The sequence below is a fragment of the Collinsella aerofaciens genome (assembly GCF_040926185.1).
Lineage (GTDB): Bacteria > Actinomycetota > Coriobacteriia > Coriobacteriales > Coriobacteriaceae > Collinsella > Collinsella aerofaciens_BC.
Genome location: NZ_JBCOIQ010000015.1, coordinates 1 through 17,730 on the forward strand (window position 1 = coordinate 1; position 17,730 = coordinate 17,730).

Here is a 17,730-nt window from a genome sequence, read left to right on the forward strand (position 1 = left end):
GGCCTCGGGGGCGTTCGGCTAGCTGCGGGAACGGCCTGTCCGCCTAATGTGTTCGGCTGAGATCGGAAATCAACCCCTCAATGTGCGCACGACTTCGCATTTTTGCTACCGATCGCGTCACGTATATTTTCGCCAAGCAGAATTGACCCGTCGAAAGGACCGTTATGGATACCAAGCAGCAACTCGTCAATGCCCTCGCAGGCCTGGGCTCAACCATTACCGAAGCTATGGATGTCATCGAGGGCTTTGTCCCCTGCGGACATCCCGCCCTCACGGTATCGAACGCACTCGTCGCGCTGGACGTTGACGATGATGCAGCTCTCACTCAGCAGCTTGAGACCGTCGAGGGCTTTATCGACCACGTGAGTGAGAACCGCGGCGTGGCCGCCTACCACGGTATCGAGGTCGAGCTCGCGGGTCCCAAGGCAGATCTGTTCGCAGCAATCCGCGAGGTAGGCGCCCTTATGCAGAGCGCAGGCGTCAAGAACACCCAGGTCAACGAGTGGGTCTACCGCAGTCTGGCAGCGCTCGACAGCTCCAACGAAAAGGCAGCCGAGCAGCTCGCAGAAAGTCCCACCATCAAGGCCGAGCTTTTGTAAATAGCAGACGCGGGCCCCTTGGCGCATCGTCGTCCAAGGGGCCCGCGAACAGCTCACGTCAACCGATAGCCGTGCCGCCGCGTTTGGCCAAAGCAAGAATCGGCATCATTTGACGAGGTGTCTTTGCTGCAAGATCGGCATGTTCGAGCAGTTTTCGATCGTTGGTCACCAAGTAATCAACCTGGGCGCGTTTGCATGCGGCGAGTACCAAGTTGTCCTCGTAATCGCGATGGAGCGCTAAGTATTTGTCGGCCAGCCAAAGGTCCGACGCATCTGCACCCACGGCCGTGGCGTTTTCGGTCATGTTCCGAACAAACGCCAGCGCCGCATCGCCAATCGCGCGGGCAGAAGCCTCGCCGAGCGCTCCCCCGCTGGCAAGAACGCTGCGCTTCAGTTCGTGCTGTACAACATACAGTACGTCCTTGGCGATATGCACCGGAAAGAACAGCAATGCCCCCGCCTCCGTCGCCTGCCCAATAAACGCACGCGCGGCAATCGACTCGGCATGGTCGGCGCAAAACGAATCAACCCATACGTTGGCGTCCACCATTATTTTGAGGGGAGCCCCGCTCACAGGATCATCCCCTTTTGGCGATAATGCTCATCCATGGCGTCGGAATAGATTGCGTCCCAATCGCGATCGTCGGATACGGGCGACGTAGCGATGCCCAAATCTGCATAAAGCCGGTCTGCCGCTGCCCACGACGCGGCGAACGGAGTATCGGGCGCGACGGACTGCTGCCGGCCATCAACGGCAGACAGCACTTCCTCACACTGTCCACCACCCTGCGCAACCTTGGCCACGACCTTTTTGATGAGTTCGGGCAGCGTTCCGCCCGAAAGCCGCAGCGCTTCCTCGGCGCGCTCTTTAACCGAGCGATCTACGCGAACATTCACCTGCGCCATGCCGCTAACAGCACCCACGTTGACCCGCTCCCTTCAGTTGCTAGCCCTGCTAGCACCAATATATAAAGAAGCTAGCACATGGTCAAATGCAAAAGGCCTGCGCCCGGACGACACCGATGCCGTCTGGGCGCAGGCCAGATAACGTGGGTGAACACGTCTGTTAACGCAGGTACGCCTTTGCGTTGCCCAGGCTGTAGGCGATCGTTGAGCCGTTGTGCAGCAGTGACGACGTCTGCGGAGTGATCATGCCGGTAATACCCAATGCCAACAGCGCCGAATTGGTGAGCATCACCTTAGAGTAGGAGCTCGTCAGACGATCAACGAGGCCCTGACTCATGCGGCGCAGGCGCACGATTGCGGCAAGATCCGTATCGGTCAGGATGATATCGGCGACCTCCTTGGCGATGTCGCTTCCGCCACCCATGGCCAGGCCCACGTCGGCCAGGCCCAGCGCCGGTGAGTCGTTGACGCCGTCGCCCACCATGGCAACGTGGCGCCCCTCGCTCTTAATGCGCTCCACATACGCGTATTTGTCCTCGGGCAGCAGCTCGGCCTTAAACTCGTCGACACCCGCCTCGCGCGCGATGCGCTCGGCCGTGCGCTCCGAGTCGCCCGTGAGCATGACCACGTGCTTAACGCCCAACGCGTGCAAGTCGGCGATGGCCTCGCGCACGCCGGGTTTGAGCGGGTCCTCGATACCGAGCACGCCAACGACCGTACCGTCGACCGCCAGGTACAGCGGCGACAAGCCCTGCATCTGGGACTCGATGCGCTCCTTAATGTCGGACTCGAGCTGCGCGCCCTCATCCTCAAATACAAAGTGCGCGGAACCGATGATGGCGCGACGCCCTTCGATGGACGAAGCGATGCCGTGCGCCACGATGTACTCGACGGCAGCATGGCGCTCGCGGTGCTCGAGCCCGCGCTCGCGGGCGGCGTTGACCACGGCGCGTGCCACCGGATGCGGAAAATGCTCCTCCAAGCAAGCGGAAAGGCGCAGGATCTCGTCCTCGCTCCAGCCATCGGTGGTGAGCACGCAGGCGAGACGCGGCTGCGCCTCGGTCAGCGTGCCGGTCTTATCAAACACAATGGTGTCGGCCTTGGCAAACGACTCAAAGTACTTTGCGCCCTTGACCATGACGCCCATCTTGGCGGCATCACTCATAGCGGTCATGACGGCGACGGAACCCGTGAGCTTGAGTGCGCACGAGTAGTCGACCATCAGTGCCGCCGAGGTCTTGATGAGGCTACGCGTGGTGAGAGCGACAAGGCCCGCGAGCAGGAAGTTCCACGGGACGATCTTGTTGGCGAGGTCCTCCATGTGCGACTGGCCCTCGGACTTGAGCGAGTCGGCCGTCTGCACGAGCGAGACGATCGAACGGAGCTTGGTCTGAGCCGTGTTGGCGCGCACGCGCACCAAGATGCTGCCGTCTTCCACGACGGTGCCGGCGAACACGTCGTCGCCCACGCTGCGCTCGACGGCCAGCGGCTCGCCGGTCAGGGTCGCCTGGTTGACCATGGCGCTCCCCTGTTCGACCACACCGTCAATGCAGATGGACATGCCAGTGCGCACGGCGACCAAATCGCCGGGCTCAAGCTCGGTCGCGGCAACGCTCACCTCGGTGTCGCCGACGACCTTTTGCGCCTTGTCGGGCACATCGAGCAGAGAGTTGATGAGCTCGTTTTCGCTCATGGCGCGGGTGTAGTCCTCGAGCAGCTCGCCCACGTTGAGCAGGAACATTGTCTGGCCCGCGGTGTCGACATCACGCTTGACGAACGAAATGCCGATGGCCGAAGCGTCGAGCACAGGAACGGTCAGGCGCGGCTGCGCCAGCTCATGAAGGGCGGCGCGCAAAAATGCCATGTAACCGGCCACGACAAACACCGCACGCAGAGGCGTAGGCAGGAACCAGCGGCGCGCGTAGTGGGCACCGATAAGTGTGGCAAGATCCATGACGAGCTTGTGCTTGCGTGGCTCAAGCTGCATCACGTAACCCGTCTTTGTGTCGGCAATGGCCTGGGCATCGAGAGCGCCCAAGGCGTCGAGCACGCTCGCGCGGCGCGGCTCGTCGTACTCCAGCGCCATCTGGCCAATACGGCCATAAACGCGTACCTTGTGCACGCCGTCGATATCGCCGCTGAGCTTAAGAAGTGCATCGAGATCGCTCTCTGGCACAGGACCCGCCAATTGAAGACGGGTCCTGCCGGGGATCTCGCTAATAACCGAGAATCTCATAGTTTGTGCCTGGGAGCGTTACTCGGCTGCCTCGTCAGCAGCGGCCTCGCTCTGGGTGATGTAGGCAGCCTCGGCAACCATGTCGTCGACATTGGCCTTGGCCTGCTCGACCATGTCCTGGTAGCAGTTCTTGACGCGCATACCGCACGCAATGCCCTGCACGCAGGCATTCTTTACCGGAGCGCTGGTGAGCAGCTTGATGCCGGCCGTACCAAGCAGAAAACCGCCACCGACAAGCAGGGTGTTAAAAGTCGACTTCTTCATGTTGCTTCTCCCTTTTGCCGCACAAGCGCGGCATGGTGCCTTAGCACCCGAGTTCATTAGTTTGCTCGAGCACGCTTTTGAAAATAGTTTAGTATAACTATTTGGTCAACAATGGCTAACTTTTTGGAAACTATGGGGGTGAACTCAATATGACAAAGGGACAGTCCCTTTGTCATATTCCTACAGCTGCCAGGCAGCCGCTTCCTTTTGCAGCGCAACCATGCGGGCGAATTCTCCACCTGCCGCCTTGAGCTGTGCCGGAGTACCCTGCTCGGCAACCACACCATCCTTGAGTACAACGATTTTGTCGGCATTTTCCACCGTACGCATACGGTGGGCAATAACGATAACCGTCTTACCTGCAAGCAGACGGGAGAGTGCCTGTTGCACCACGGTCTCGTTCTCCACGTCCAAGCTCGCCGTCGCCTCGTCCAACAGCACGATGGGCGCATCTTTGAGCAGCGCGCGGGCGATAGAGATGCGCTGGCGCTCGCCGCCGGACAGCTTGGAGCCGTTCTCGCCGATCATGGTGTCGTAGCCCTGCGGCATGCGGCTCACAAACTCGTCGCAGTTGGCGGCACGCGCGGCCGCAAGCACTTCCTCATCGGTGGCATCACGACGCCCGAGGCGGATGTTTCCCATCACCGTGTCGTCAAAGAGCAGCACGTCTTGGAACACAATGGCGTAGCCGCGCAGCAGCACCTCGGGATCCACGCCCGCAACATCCACACTGCCCACGGCAACCTTGCCCGCAGTGGCATCCCAAAAGCGCGCGGCCAGGCGGCTCACCGTAGACTTACCGGAACCCGAAGGACCGACCAGCGCCGTGACCTCGCCTTCCTTGGCGGTAAAGCTCACATCGGTAAGAACTTTCTCGCCGGCGCGGCCATCCTCGCCCGCACCATAGCCAAATGCCACGTGATCGAACACCACATCGTGGCCCACGGGCTCAAATTTCTCGCTGCCCCGCGCCACAGGCTCTTCCATGATGGAACGCATGCGCTTGGCCGACGACTCGGCGGCAAACAGCTCGGACATCAGCATCAGCGCCTGATCAAAGGGCGCATAGATGCGGCTCACCATAAGCAGGAAGGCAAACATCATCAAAAAGTCGACCTGGCCGGAGGCGACCATCGCAGCGCCCGTGACCAACGTGGTGGCAATCCCCAGGCGCAGGATGGCAAAGGCGGAGTTGACCAAAAGCCCATTGGCGAGCTCGCCTCTGGTGGTCTCGCGCTCCTCGGCATCGATCACGGCGTTGAGCCCCTCAAGATAATGAGCCTCCTGGTTGGTGGCGCGGATCTCGCGCACGCAGTCGAGCGTCTCCTGGATCGCCTCGGTAACCTTGACCTTCTCGGCACGCACATGGTCGAACACCGGGATCATGGGGCCGCGCGTCAGATACAGCACGGCAAAGGCCACGGGAACGCTCCAAAACGCCGCTATCGCCAACTGCCAGCAAAAGAACAGCGATGCCACGAACACAATAGCGCTTGCGATAATGGCACCCCAAAGCTCTCCCAACACGTGGCTGTAGGCATGCTCCATGGTCTGGACATCGCCCATGATGGTCTCGGTTAAATCGGCCAGATCGCGACGCCCAAAAAACGATAGCGGCAGCCTGCGCAGGCGCTCGGCAATTTCCATGCGCTGCTTGCCGCACTCCTCGTAAAAGATGCAGTAGGTGTAGTAATACTGCTGCCAGTTAGAGGCAAAGAGCAGCACGAAAAAGACCAGGAGGCCGCCCACGATCGGCAGGGCATCCGGCAGGTCAGCCCCGCTGGCGAGATGCTCGACAAAGCCGGCCATGACCAGGAATAAAAAGCCCATGCCGGCCATGGTAATGAGATTAGTGAGCGTGGTCCAGAAAATGCCGCATTTTACGCCGGCGACGCCTTTATCGGATAGGAAATACTTCTTTTGGAATGAGGCGAACATTTAGGCCTCGCCTCCCTTCGTGACGGCGGCATCCGCGGTCGCAGCAGTAATCTTCCAGCTCGCGGCCTGCTCGTATTCGGCCCACATCTTGGCATACAGGCCATTTTGGGACAGCAACTCGGCATGGGTACCCGACTCCTGCACGCTGCCCTGGTTGAGCACCACGATTTGGTCTGCGCCCACCACGGTCGAAAGCCGGTGCGCAATCATAATGACCGTGCGACCCGCCGCCAGCTTGCTAAAGGCGCGCTGAATAAGCGCCTCGTTCTCGGGATCGGCAAACGCCGTGGCCTCATCGAGCACCACGATAGGCGCGTCTTTAAGGATCGCGCGGGCGAGGGCCACGCGCTGGACCTCGCCGCCCGAAAGATATGCTCCGCCGGCACCGAGCATGGTATTGATGCCCTGTGGGAGCTTGGCCACAATGTCGTCGCACTGAGCTGAGGAGAGGGCCGCACGCACTTCGTCGTCAGTGGCCGTAGGCTTGGAGGCGCGTACGTTGTCGGCAAGTGTTTGCCGGAACAGCTGGTTGGTCTGGAACACGAAGGCGACCTGGTCCATAAGCTCGTGCGGATCCATATCGCGAACGTCCACACCACCTACGAGCACTCGACCCGAGGAAACATCCCAAAAACGCGGAATCAGGCTTGCGCAGGTTGACTTACCGCCACCCGAGGGACCCACCAGGGCGAGGGTGCCACCAGCGGGAACGCTGAAACTTACATGGCTAACGGCGGGTGCTTCGGCACCCTCGTACGTAAAGCTCACGTCCTCAAATCGCACGTCGCCGCCGGCAGGGTGCTTGGGTTGGGCGGGCACGGAGAGCTGCTTGGAATCCATGACGCTTCGAATACGAGCCAGCGAATCGGCACTCATCTGAGAGGCCTCGCCCACAAACATGAGCTTGGTCATAGCCGTCGGTACCACGGCCGAAAATATCGCGTAAAACGTGAAGTTGGTCATAAAATGCGCGAAGTCCGTCTCGCCTGGCGCCAACAGCAATGCCACGGGCAACAGGAATGCCACAAGACCATTGAGCGCGGTAAGGTTGAGTACCTGCGGACCTCGGCAGAACGTGCCCGCATAGTTTTGTGCCATGTCGGCGTATTCGGCGATTGCATCGTGGAAGGCCTTAAAGGAGTAGACCGTCTGCTGAAACACCTTGACCACGCGGATGCCGCGTACGTATTCGGTGCCGGTCTTGTTCATCTTGACCAGCGCTCCCATGTAGGCCTTCATGAACTCGGCGCCTTTGCCGCCCATCATGGCGGCCATGGCGCCAAGCGAAATGGCCACCGAGATGAGGCATGCCGCGCCCAAGCGCCAATCGAGGGCGAAAAGCAGCACGAGCAAGCCCACGACCATGGCAGCGGCGCCTGCGATATCGGGCAGCATGTGTGCGAGCAAAGTCTCGGTGGAGGCGGCGCATCCGTCTACAACACGACGCAGCTCACCGGTGGCGTGTGTGTCAAAGTAGCCAAGCGGCAGCTTAAGCAGGTGCTCGCTCGTAGTCTTGCGGATATTGGACGCGCAGCGAAACGCAGACAGGTGCGTGCACATGAGCCCCATGAAATAAGCTACGATGCTTGCTAGGGCAAAACCCACGGCCCACCAGCCATACATCGCGATATCGGTGGCTTCGCTCCAGTTAGGCGCCACGGCGATCAAATCGCGCGCGACAAGCCAAACGCACACGTACGGGCCAAAGCTCAGCAGCTGCGAGAGCGCCGAGAGCGCCATGCCCAAATACGTTAGGAATTTGCGGTCACCAGCATAAGCAAGCAGCTCGCCGATACCGCCACCTTCCTTTTTTGATCCCTTTGCCATGAGATTCCTTTCTAACGGCTTGAGAGTTAACCGTAATGAACTTATCATTGACGTGTTAGCCATGGCTCACAATCAAGCCAGGCATGGACGTTTCTGCAAAGGAAGGGGACGCTTTTGAAAATGCATCGGGCCGCGACCGACATAACCGAGCTCTACGCACCGCAATTTGAGCAGTTTGGCCTGGAGCTTACCGGCAAGGGCGCCGTCTTTACCGGCGAGGTGGCAAACGACCGGGCGCACGGCCGCGCATGGATTATGCCTCTCTCCCCTGCCTGCATCGTCATGGAGCATTTCATCACCCCGACGCACGATATGTACCTGGCCGAATACACACCCGAGCCATACGCCTGCGTGAGCCAAATCAGCAGCGCCACGCTCACCTGCATGCCCGAGATAGGCATAACACCCGCAAACCTCAAGCCGTTGCGCGGGTCGTGGCCGAGCAATGCAATTTGTAGTTTTATCCAGGATACCTGCGGAAACGAGCTCAGCCCGTTATACGCCGGACAGCTCTATCACTCGCGCTCGGTGTTATTCCTACCGAGATACTTCGACGATTTCGAACGCCGCTACCCCGGCGAATTCGCTGGGCTTTTTGACGCCTTTGCCGAGTCGTGGGGCGAAGAAGCGCTATCGGCGATCGATCGGACACTCTGTCGCCTCGATGAGACGCGCGCTCGTGTCACGGGCGGGCATCTTTACATGAAGGGTACCGTAGAGACCATGGTTGCCGAGCTGGCGTACGCGCGAACAGCCCACAAGCAGGCACGTCAGGCCGAAGGGACACAGGCCGCTCTGGACATTGTCGAAGAAGCGATCCTGGCTGTCGAGCGCGCCCTTGACGAGGGGCGTCGCATCGGCGTGGACGAGGTCGCCGAGCGGCTCTACACAAGCCGCTCCAAACTCTGCGCCACCTTTAAAGTCCAGACGGGCGAATCACTGGGCTCCTATATGCGGAGGCATCGTATGGAACGCGCGCAGGACCTTTTGGCCGACAGCCCCCTTTCGATAGCCCAAGTAGCCGAGCGACTCGGCTATCCCCAACAGGCGGCCTTCGCCCAAGCGTTCAAACAATACACCGGCATGACACCCACGGCTTGGCGAAGCAAGCACCGCTAAGGTCCAAGCTCCCTGGCCGTTACGGAGCGATTTAATTAGCCGCCGCCCATCAGCTCGCCCAGGATCTAAACGTCAAGATGTGCACAATCAAGCGCCTTTTTGATAAGAGGGGCAGATCGATCAGCCAAATACAACGGAATGTTGAGCACCCCGTCGTCGAGCTTTAGGTTCTTAAGTGAGTAGCGGACCCTCAGTGGAGTCGTCTCCGCATGCTTGTCGGCATAGTACTTAAGACTCTTGGAATGAACCACCTCTCCCGATTTGACCTCGACGGGCACGATTTCGTTCCCGACTTGAATCAAAAAATCGACTTCGTGCTTCGGCTTCTCGTTTGTCCAATAACGCGGAGCAGCATCTAACTGTGAAAGTAATGCCTGAAGCACATAATTCTCGGCGAACGAACCTTTGAACTCCGAAAATAGCGCATCCGAGATGGCAAAAGCGGACGCATCCAGTCTTGCCATGCGGCGCAGCAAACCGACATCAAGACAGTAGACTTTAAATGCCTTGAGGTCATCGTATGCAGAGAGCGGCACGCCACCGGCAGCATTAAGGCGAACCGCCGTGATGAGCCCAGCATCGGCAAGCCATTCCAGAGCATCCTCGTATTCTCGAGCACGAGCCCCCTCGCGCACCGCACCCCAAACGAACTTTTTATTCTCGCGCGCCAACTGAGTTGGAATCGAGTTCCATATTTGCGAAAGCTTGGCGAACTGCGCATGGCCACCATGCTTGGCAAAATCGCGCTCGTAGGAATCCAAGAGATCGGACAACACCTTATCGACCTGAACGATATCGCCCGTCTCCACCCACCGACCAAGAGCCTCTGGCATGCCGCCACATGCAAAATAACGACGAAGATGCTCGACGAGACGGATATGGAAGAAATCGGGCACTGTCTCGATCTGATCCAGGCCGCCAAGGTATTCGTCGTAGTTTGCAGCGCCCTCGGCTTTCAGAAACTCGGAAAAGCTCATAGGGTGCATCTCCATGAACTCGACCTTTCCCACCGGAAAAGCGCTGGTCTCACGGGACAAGCGAACGCCCAACAAAGACCCTGCGCATGCGACGTGATACTCGGGGGCCTCGTCACAGAAGTATTTAAGGGCTCCGACTGCAGAAGGGCAATCCTGGATCTCATCAATAATAAGCAGCGTCTCGCCGGGATCGATAGGCTGTCCAAGTGCCAGGGAAAGGTTTGAGATGATCCGCCGAGGATCGCGCGTACCTTCGAAAAACTGAGCGTACTCGCTCTGTACCCCAGGTGACGGTTCCTCGAGCGTCAGATACACAAAATTGCGGTACGAGGTTCGACCGAACTCCTTAAGCGCCCACGTCTTTCCAACCTGGCGCGCCCCCTTAAGGATAAGCGGCTTACGATATTCCGACGCTTTCCAAGCGTTAAGCTTGGCAATGATATCTCGCTGCATGACCGAACCTCCCGCAAAGAAACTTCCGAAAACGTGATATTTGCCACATTTTACCCCATGGAAAACGTGATGTTTATCACATTTACGGAAGTTTTAAGCTCGTTTCGCCACACTTTCATCACATTCAAAAGACGGAGGCGCTACTTGCGCCTCCGTCACCATCTTTCTATCAGCCCGCCTGACCCGAACGGCCGAGTCGTCACGGAACCCGGGAGCCCCGGCAGGGCGGGTGCTTGCTCAAAATGAGTTCCGCACGCAAAGAAGGCCACTTAATGTGGCCTTCGTCTTGCGCAGGACTGTTTGAAATTTTGAGGAAGCACCCGCCCTGCCGGGGCTCCCGGGTTCCCGCTTACGAGAGCGACGTTCTCAGCAACTCGTTGAAGAGCTTCGGATTGCCCTTGCCGCGGCTCGCCTTCATGCACTGGCCCACCAAAAAGCCGATGACCTTCTGGTTGCCGTCACGATACTGCTGCGCCTGATCGGCACAGTTTGCCAGCACCTCGTCCACAATCGGCTGCAGCGCGCCGGCATCGCTCACCTGACGCATACCGCGCTCGTCGACGATCTTGTTGGGATCGTCGCCGGTCTGGGCCATGGCCTCAAAGACCTCGTGCGCCTGGTTGGAGCTGATGGCATCGGTCGCCAGCAGCTTGGCAAGGGCTGCCACCTGAGCCGGCGCGATGCCGGACTCGGCCAGCGAGACGCCCGCGCCCTTAAGGTAGGCGATCATCTCGTTCACCAGCAGGTTTGCGACCGTCTGGGCCTCCTTGCCAGCCATGCCGGTAGCGGCTGCCTCAAAGAACTCGGCAAACTCCGGGTCGCCGGCGATCTGCTCGGCATCGGCCGCCTTAATGCCAAAGTCGGCCTCAAAACGGGCGCGCTTGGCATCGGGCAGCTCGGGAATCTCGCCACGGCAACGGTCGATAAACTCGTCGTCCAGGTCGAACGGCGCCAGGTCGGGGTCGGGGAACAGACGATAGTCGTCGGCCGTCTCCTTCACACGCATGACCACGGTGCGCTTGCGGCTGGGCTCCCAGTGGCGGGTCTCCTGGTAGATGATGCCGCCCTCCTCGAGCACCTCGGCCTGACGGCAGATCTCGTAGGCAAGGCCATCATGCAGGCTCTTAAACGAGTTGAGGTTCTTAAGCTCGGTCTTGGTGCCCAGCTTGGTCTCGCCGCGGCGGCGCAGCGACACGTTGCCGTCGCAGCGCATGGAGCCCTTCTCCATGGAGCAGTCCGAAATGCCCAGCGTCACAAAGATGCGGCGGAGCTTCTCCATAAACAGGCGCGCTTCCTCGGGCGTACGCAAATCGGGCTCAGTCACGAGCTCGATCAGCGGCGTGCCGCAGCGGTTGTAGTCGACGAGCGACTCGGCCGCGGCGGTAATGCGGCCCTCGGCGCCGCCCACGTGCACCATCTTGGCGGCGTCCTCCTCCATGTGGATGCGCAGGATGCGAATGGGCACCGTGTAGGAACCGTCCTCGCGGCGCTCGGGCATCTGCAGGTTGGACGCGTCATAGCTGGCCAGGTGGCCGGCGCGCTGGTTGCCCTCACGCATGGTCGACGTCATGGACGTGGACAGGCCCTCGGCGTTGGCCGAGGCGCTCGCCAGGCTCTGGGCCTCGGCCTCGCCAAACGCGCAGTCGGGGCGCTCGGCGGCACCGCGACCGGTCACGTCCAGATCCAGGTGACCGTACATGGCAAAGGCAACCGGACCCTGCGTGGTCTGGAAGTTCTTGGCCATATCGGGATAGAAGTAGTGCTTGCGGTAGAACATCGAGTGACGCTGGATCTCGCAGTTGGTGGCGAGACCTGCTTTGACGATGCTCTCGATTGCCTTCTTGTTGGGCACCGGCAGGGCGCCGGGCAGGCCCAGGCACACCGGGCACACGTTGGCGTTGGGCTCGTCATCGTGGCTGAGCTTGCAGTTGCAGAACATCTTGGTGTCGAGTGCGGTGAGCTCGGTGTGGATCTCCAGACCGATCACGGCCTCCCAATCCTGCAGGACCTCGGAAAGCTCCTTCATTACAGCTCGCCTCCCTTCCCGGCAAAATCGGGCGCGACGGAAAGCGCGGGCGCACCCGTGGCGGCATCGGCAAAGCCGCGCTCCAGGGCGCGGGCAAACGTGAGCAGCTGACGGTCCTTAAAGGCAGGTCCCACCAGCTGGGCAGAAACGGGCAGCCTGCTGTCCTCGCCCAGGCCCAGCGGCACCGAGATACCACCGTTGCCGCAAATGTTGAGCGAGATGGTGTACAGGTCGGAGAGATACATCTGCGTGGGGTCGCTGATCTCGCCAAACTTAAAGGCTGTGCGCGGCGAAGCGGGCATGAGGATGGTGTCCACCTTGGCATACGCGGCGTCGTAGTCCTGCGTAATAAGCGTACGGGCCTTCTGCGCGGCGTAGTAATACTTGTCGTACACGCCCGAGCTCAGCAGGTAGGCGCCGAGCATCTGACGGCGCTTGGCCTCGGCACCAAAGCCGTGGGCACGCGAGAGCGAGCTCTGGTCGGACAGGTTGGCGCAGCCCTCCTCCTGGTAGCCGTAGCGAATGCCGTCGAAGCGGGCCAGGTTGGAGAACGCCTCGGCCGGGCCGATGACGTAGTAGGCGGCGATGGCGGCGTCCAGGTGCGGAAGGTCGACCTCGACCAGCTCGGCGCCTTGGTTCTGCAGCTCCTGCGCGGCGCGCTGAACAGCGGCCTTGACCTCGGGCGTTAGTCCCTCGGCCTCCATAAACGCAGGGATGATGCCCACGCGCTTGCCCTCGATGCTGTCGTTGAGGTGCTCGGTAAAGTCGACGGCACAGTCCTGGCTGGTGCAATCGTACGGATCGTGGCCCGCGCCGGTAAGCGCGTTCATGGCAAGCGCGACGTCCTCGACCGTGCGGCCAAAGGGGCCAACCTGGTCGAGCGACGAGCCAAAGGCCACCACGCCGTAACGGCTCACGGCGCCGTACGTGGGCTTAAGGCCCACCACGCCGCAGAGCGCCGCCGGCTGGCGGATGGAGCCACCGGTGTCCGAGCCCAGCGAGAGCGCAACCTCGCCCGCGGCAACGGCGGCAGCGGAGCCGCCCGAGGAGCCACCGGGCACGCGCTCGGTATCCCAGGGGTTGTTGGTGCGATGGAAGGCCGAGCTCTCGGTAGAGCTACCAAAGGCGAACTCGTCCATGTTGGCCTTGCCCATGGGCAGGCAGCCGGCGTCGAGCATGCGCTGGACGCAGGTGGCGGTGTAGACGCTCTGGTAATCCCCGAGCATGCGGGAAGCGCAGGTGGTGCGCGTGCCCACGAGGTTCATGTTGTCCTTGATGGCCAACGGCACGCCCGCGAGCGGGGGCAGCGGCTTTCCGGCGGCACGGTCGGCATCCACGCGCGCGGCGGCCTCGAGCGCGAGCTCGGGCGACACCTGCAGGAACGCCTGGACCCCGCCCTCGCGCGCCTCGATGGCGGCAAGGGAGGCCTGGGCCACCTCGGTAGCGGTAAAGTCGCCGGCGGAAACGCCCGCGGCGATCTGGGCGGCGGTAAGGGAATCGAAGCTCTGCGCCATTACTCGCTCTCCCCCTCTCCCAAAATGGACGGCACGCGGAAGTAGCGGTCGCGCGCGCTGCCGGCGTTTTCGAGCGCGACGTCGAGCGGCAGGTCGCGCTCGGGCTCGCGCAGGTCATCGCCCATCACGTTGGACAGGCTTCCGATGGGATGGAACGTGGGCTCCACGTCGGGCAAGTCATATTGCAAGACGGGCTCGAGCATCTGGACGGCGTCGTTCAGGTAGGACGTCATCTGGGTGAGCTCGTCATCGGTCAGTGCGATCTTTGCGTACTCGGCGATGCCGCGCACGTCTTTCTCGCTGAGTGCCATAGGCGCTCCCTTCCGCATAACAGTTAAACCGCTCTAGTATACAGGGCAACGCCGGCTTAGAGCAGGCGCTTTACCCAAATGCAGCGAAAACGTAACGAGGGCGGCGGCTGGCAGGCGGCGGGCTGGCGATTCTGCAGCAAAACCGCACCGTTCATAGCGAAAACCGCGTCACCCGCAACGAAAACCGTCCCGCCCACAACAAAGACCATCACAACATTCGACGCTTTTCGCCAAAATCGAGATTTTTATCGAATGTTGTGATGGTTTGGAAGTCCCGACCACCACAAAGGTGCCTGTCCCTATTGCGGTGGTTCTGGAGAATGTCTTATGCCGAGGCCTTTGCCTTGCGGCGCTTGCGGATCGCGTGGATCACGATGTCCAGCAGCAACAGCACAATGGCCACGACCACGATGAGCACGGCAAACTCGCGCTTGCCCCAGTGGCGGCCGGCCAGCGACTTTTGCTTGTCGACGTCCTTCTTGTTGTACTTGGTGCGCACGCAATGCACCAGCAGGCGATGGTCGTTCACGCCATAGGGCGTGCAGGTGACGAGCGTCACCTTGTCGGCGCCGGGCTCGATGGTCAGCGACTCCATCTCCTCGGGCAGCACCACCTCGGAGTCCACCATCTTGTAGGCGAGCGTCTTGTTCATGGTGTGTAGCAACACCAGGTCGCCGGGCTTCAGCGAATGGATGTCGTCGAACATGCTCAGGTTGCGCATGCCCGAGTGCGCGGTGAGCACGCAATGCGTCGAGGTGCCGCCCACCGGCAGGCTCGTGCCCTCCAGGTGGCCGACGCCCGCCATAAGGACTTCTTCACTCGTGCCGTGGTAGATGGGCATGCTCACGTCGATGGAGGGGATCTCGACCCAGCTCATCATGGGGTCGCGGTCAAAAATGAGCTGCTGGGCGTAGGACTCGATCTGGTCGGCGGGAAGCTCGGTGGCCTCGCCCGCCAGCTGCTCGTTAAAGGAGCGCGCCTGGAGCAGGATGCGCTCGCGCTCCTCGGCAGACAGCGCGTCCACGGTGCTGGACACCGTGCTGATCTGGTTGAACACGCCCGAGGCTTCGAGCCGGTCCAAGATCCACGGCCAGGTCATAAGGCCCATGCCGATAAGGATGATGACGATGGTGATGAGCCGGTCGGCCCAGCGCGGCAGTCGCTTGCGACGACGCTTAGGTTTTGGTTGAGGTTTGGGCTGGGGGCTTGAGCCGCCGTTGGCCGCGGCGTTATTGCTCTTCATGTGTTTGGCGCCCTGCACCATCGCCGGTCACTCCTCTACAACTCAAGTTGTCTAAACAAATAATAGCCGATTAGCGAGCTCATGCGCCGGACAACGCAGCCTGGCAGCATTGCGCAGCGCGAGTATGGGCCCGCATTTGCGTTTTCAAAATATCCTGAATCGGCGGGGCGATTCAGGATACAATAACTACAGGAAACGACGCACCCCGCGTAAGTGTTCGAAAGCGCGGGCGACCAGTTTCCGACGTTGTTAAATGCCCGGGCCTCTAACCCCGGGCATTCTTATTTGCGCTTGTTGCGGCGCAAATGCCTTCTACCGTCCGCACCGCGCGTGCGCCTACGGACCTTAAACCGAACCTCATACGAGTCAAGAAACGCGATGACGAACGTGCCCGCATCGGACGATGGAGGCTGGCTGCGTTATCCAAAAAACGGGGCAGACTCCAGTGCGGAGTCTGCCCCGAAAAGAGAATGGCAAAGCAAGAACGTCGATGGACGAGAAAAGTGTCCGCAAGTCTCATGGCCATCGCATCCCACCCGCCAAAGGGATGGTTGAATGAGCGTTACTCCTGCTCGGACTCCTCAGCCTGCTTACGGCTGCGGATGAGGTGCGCCACGCCGATGCACAGCACCGCGCCACCAGCGATCCAAGTGAAGGTCACGCCGTTGAGGCCGGTGAGCGGGAGGCCAACCCGCTTGGTATCGCCGACGGTGATGTTAAGGGTACCATCGTTATTTGTGGCAGTGTCAGTCTCGGCCTCGAGCTTGTTGTCGCCCTTCTCACCATTCGGCATGCCGATGATAACCTGATTACTTGGGCCGTCTAGCTCATACTTATCCGCGTTCGAGCTTTCACCCGTTGTCCCGCTTTCATTAATCGTGAAATTGAATGCGACCTTATCGTAGTTTTCGGGAGCGTCAGTCTCCTCTACCTTATAGGTTCCCGCACCGAGGCCCGTGACGGTAATGGCGCCATCGACGCCAGTCGTGAACTTATGCTCATCTGCTCCAAGAGCCCCATCGGACTGAACGTATTTCCCCACCAGGCTTGGATCCGCCGCCGCGCTCACCTTGATGGTAAATTTCGCACCCGGGAGCGCCTTCTCAGTGCCAAGGTCAACCTTATTCAGTTTAAGGCCATAGGTGTAGGTCTTGACCTCATCGGGCACCGTCGTGCCGTAGTCGTTGGTCATTGGATTGTTTGAATACTTAAGTTCGACAGTGTTGGTGTTACCCGCATTGTCTCCAACGGTAGCCTCGCTGTTAATCTTTGCTTTATAGGAGACGACGATGCAGGAGCCCGCAGCAACGCCTTTCACACTCTTAAGATTGTCGCAGGTCCAAGTCGTTGTCTTATTTCCAGTTGCAGGGTCTACAGATTCCGCGCTTTGAATAAAGCTGCTCGTCACATCAATGCCATTCGCGTGGTTAATATCATCCTGAGCGAGGTCCTTATTCGCATATAGAGTTGCTGTGAAGCCGGGCTCCAGCGTCAAGCCCTTGGAAAGTTGATCGGAGAACTGATAGAAGTACGAGCCGTACGTATCGTAGTTATCGGCGACAGTGCCATAAAGGTTGTACGTAACCTTCTGCCCAACACGGGAGTCACTGGCATCGAGCTCTTTATCGCCCTTGGCATTCACTATTTTCTTATCGACGGTGGGCACGTCTTTCTTGGGGGTGACGGTCATATCATTCTGGCCGTCAATCACGGCATACACAGGTGACGAAAAAGTATCGGTCGACTTATCGGCAGCTGTTTTATCCACCCCGTTGGTGAGGAACAGCCAGTAGCCGGCATCAAGGCCGGAAAGGGACGGGTCACCCGCGTTCGTCGTCTTCCAGCCGGACACGCCATCCAGGTTGTCGGCGATCAAGCTCAGGACGTTGTCGCTCGCGACCTTCGAGTCGGCCCCGGTAACCCCGGCGTTGGCATTCAGCCAATCGGCGGCATCCTGCGCGTTCTTGCTGGAATAGGTTTTTTCCTTTGCCTTGATGGCATTAACGACAGTCGTCTGGATTTCAGTGCCAGTGCCAGCCCACTCGATGCCACTCACCTTCGTGGTCCCGTTGTCCTTGGTCACTTTCGCCTTGAAGATTTGGATGCCCTTATAGGTCGACGACGTGCCGTACTTGGAATCCTCGAACTTCACAGTTGAACCCTCAGCAAACGCCATCGTGACCGGGGCCATCACGCCGCCGAAGCTCAGCGCTGCTGTGAGGCCGGCGGTTACTGCCAGGCGTGCGATGTTCTTGCTCATGCTCATCTTCTTTTCCTCTGCTTTCTGCTCGAATTCCATTTGATCTAAATCTGTCTG

The 17,730-nt window shown here is 60.1% G+C and carries 14 protein-coding genes; 2 read left to right on the top strand and 12 right to left on the bottom strand.

The window, feature by feature from the left end; genetic code table 11:
- The first annotated feature begins 164 nt into the window (after positions 1–164).
- Complete coding sequence (locus tag AB5750_RS06975) at positions 165–599, top strand: hypothetical protein (RefSeq protein WP_368146100.1); 435 nt, start codon at positions 165–167, stop codon at positions 597–599.
- 58 nt (positions 600–657) lie between these two features.
- Here the strand turns inward: AB5750_RS06975 and AB5750_RS06980 are convergent, their stop codons facing one another.
- From AB5750_RS06980 to AB5750_RS07005, 6 genes are all read right to left on the bottom strand, one after another.
- Positions 658–1,149 (bottom strand): type II toxin-antitoxin system VapC family toxin, encoded by a 492-nt coding sequence (locus tag AB5750_RS06980; RefSeq protein ID WP_368146098.1) that lies wholly within the window; start codon positions 1,147–1,149, stop codon positions 658–660.
- 20 nt (positions 1,150–1,169) lie between these two features.
- Positions 1,170–1,523, bottom strand: a complete 354-nt coding sequence (locus AB5750_RS06985) for a hypothetical protein (RefSeq protein ID WP_368146096.1) — start codon at positions 1,521–1,523, stop codon at positions 1,170–1,172.
- A gap of 142 nt (positions 1,524–1,665) precedes the next feature.
- Positions 1,666–3,681 (bottom strand): heavy metal translocating P-type ATPase, encoded by a 2,016-nt coding sequence (locus AB5750_RS06990; RefSeq protein WP_368146095.1) that lies wholly within the window; start codon positions 3,679–3,681, stop codon positions 1,666–1,668.
- Positions 3,682–3,759: 78 nt separating this feature from the next.
- The gene (locus AB5750_RS06995) at positions 3,760–4,005 is read right to left on the bottom strand and encodes a DUF6110 family protein (RefSeq protein WP_022094642.1); all 246 of its coding nucleotides are present in this window, start codon (positions 4,003–4,005) and stop codon (positions 3,760–3,762) included.
- Positions 4,006–4,185: 180 nt separating this feature from the next.
- Positions 4,186–5,943: an ABC transporter ATP-binding protein gene (locus AB5750_RS07000; protein ID WP_368146094.1), complete on the bottom strand. Its 1,758-nt coding sequence runs from the start codon at positions 5,941–5,943 to the stop codon at positions 4,186–4,188.
- A complete protein-coding gene (locus AB5750_RS07005; RefSeq protein WP_368146093.1) occupies positions 5,944–7,770 on the bottom strand; it encodes an ABC transporter ATP-binding protein in 1,827 nt (608 codons plus the stop codon).
- 120 nt (positions 7,771–7,890) lie between these two features.
- Between AB5750_RS07005 and AB5750_RS07010 the strand changes: the two genes are divergently transcribed.
- Entirely contained in the window at positions 7,891–8,889 is a 999-nt protein-coding gene (locus AB5750_RS07010; protein ID WP_368146102.1) for a helix-turn-helix domain-containing protein, read from the top strand.
- Between the two features lie 65 nt (positions 8,890–8,954).
- On the opposite strand, the gene AB5750_RS07015 is transcribed toward AB5750_RS07010, so the two are convergent.
- The 6 genes from AB5750_RS07015 to AB5750_RS07040 all read right to left on the bottom strand — a co-directional run bounded on the left by AB5750_RS07015 (position 8,955) and on the right by AB5750_RS07040 (position 17,673).
- Positions 8,955–10,319, bottom strand: coding sequence for an ATP-binding protein (locus tag AB5750_RS07015; protein ID WP_368146092.1), 1,365 nt, complete (start codon positions 10,317–10,319; stop codon positions 8,955–8,957).
- A gap of 349 nt (positions 10,320–10,668) precedes the next feature.
- A complete protein-coding gene (gene gatB / locus AB5750_RS07020; protein WP_368146091.1) occupies positions 10,669–12,345 on the bottom strand; it encodes an Asp-tRNA(Asn)/Glu-tRNA(Gln) amidotransferase subunit GatB in 1,677 nt (558 codons plus the stop codon).
- A complete protein-coding gene (gene gatA, locus AB5750_RS07025; RefSeq protein ID WP_368146089.1) occupies positions 12,345–13,859 on the bottom strand; it encodes an Asp-tRNA(Asn)/Glu-tRNA(Gln) amidotransferase subunit GatA in 1,515 nt (504 codons plus the stop codon). The genes gatB and gatA overlap by 1 nt, the downstream gene beginning before the upstream one ends.
- Positions 13,859–14,170: an Asp-tRNA(Asn)/Glu-tRNA(Gln) amidotransferase subunit GatC gene (gene gatC / locus AB5750_RS07030; protein ID WP_055287082.1), complete on the bottom strand. Its 312-nt coding sequence runs from the start codon at positions 14,168–14,170 to the stop codon at positions 13,859–13,861. Before gatC ends, gatA begins: the two co-directional genes overlap by 1 nt.
- Positions 14,171–14,495: 325 nt before the next feature.
- Complete coding sequence (locus AB5750_RS07035; RefSeq protein WP_368146088.1) at positions 14,496–15,413, bottom strand: class C sortase; 918 nt, start codon at positions 15,411–15,413, stop codon at positions 14,496–14,498.
- A 562-nt stretch (positions 15,414–15,975) separates the two neighbouring features.
- A complete protein-coding gene (locus AB5750_RS07040; protein ID WP_368146087.1) occupies positions 15,976–17,673 on the bottom strand; it encodes an isopeptide-forming domain-containing fimbrial protein in 1,698 nt (565 codons plus the stop codon).
- Positions 17,674–17,730: the final 57 nt, after the last annotated feature.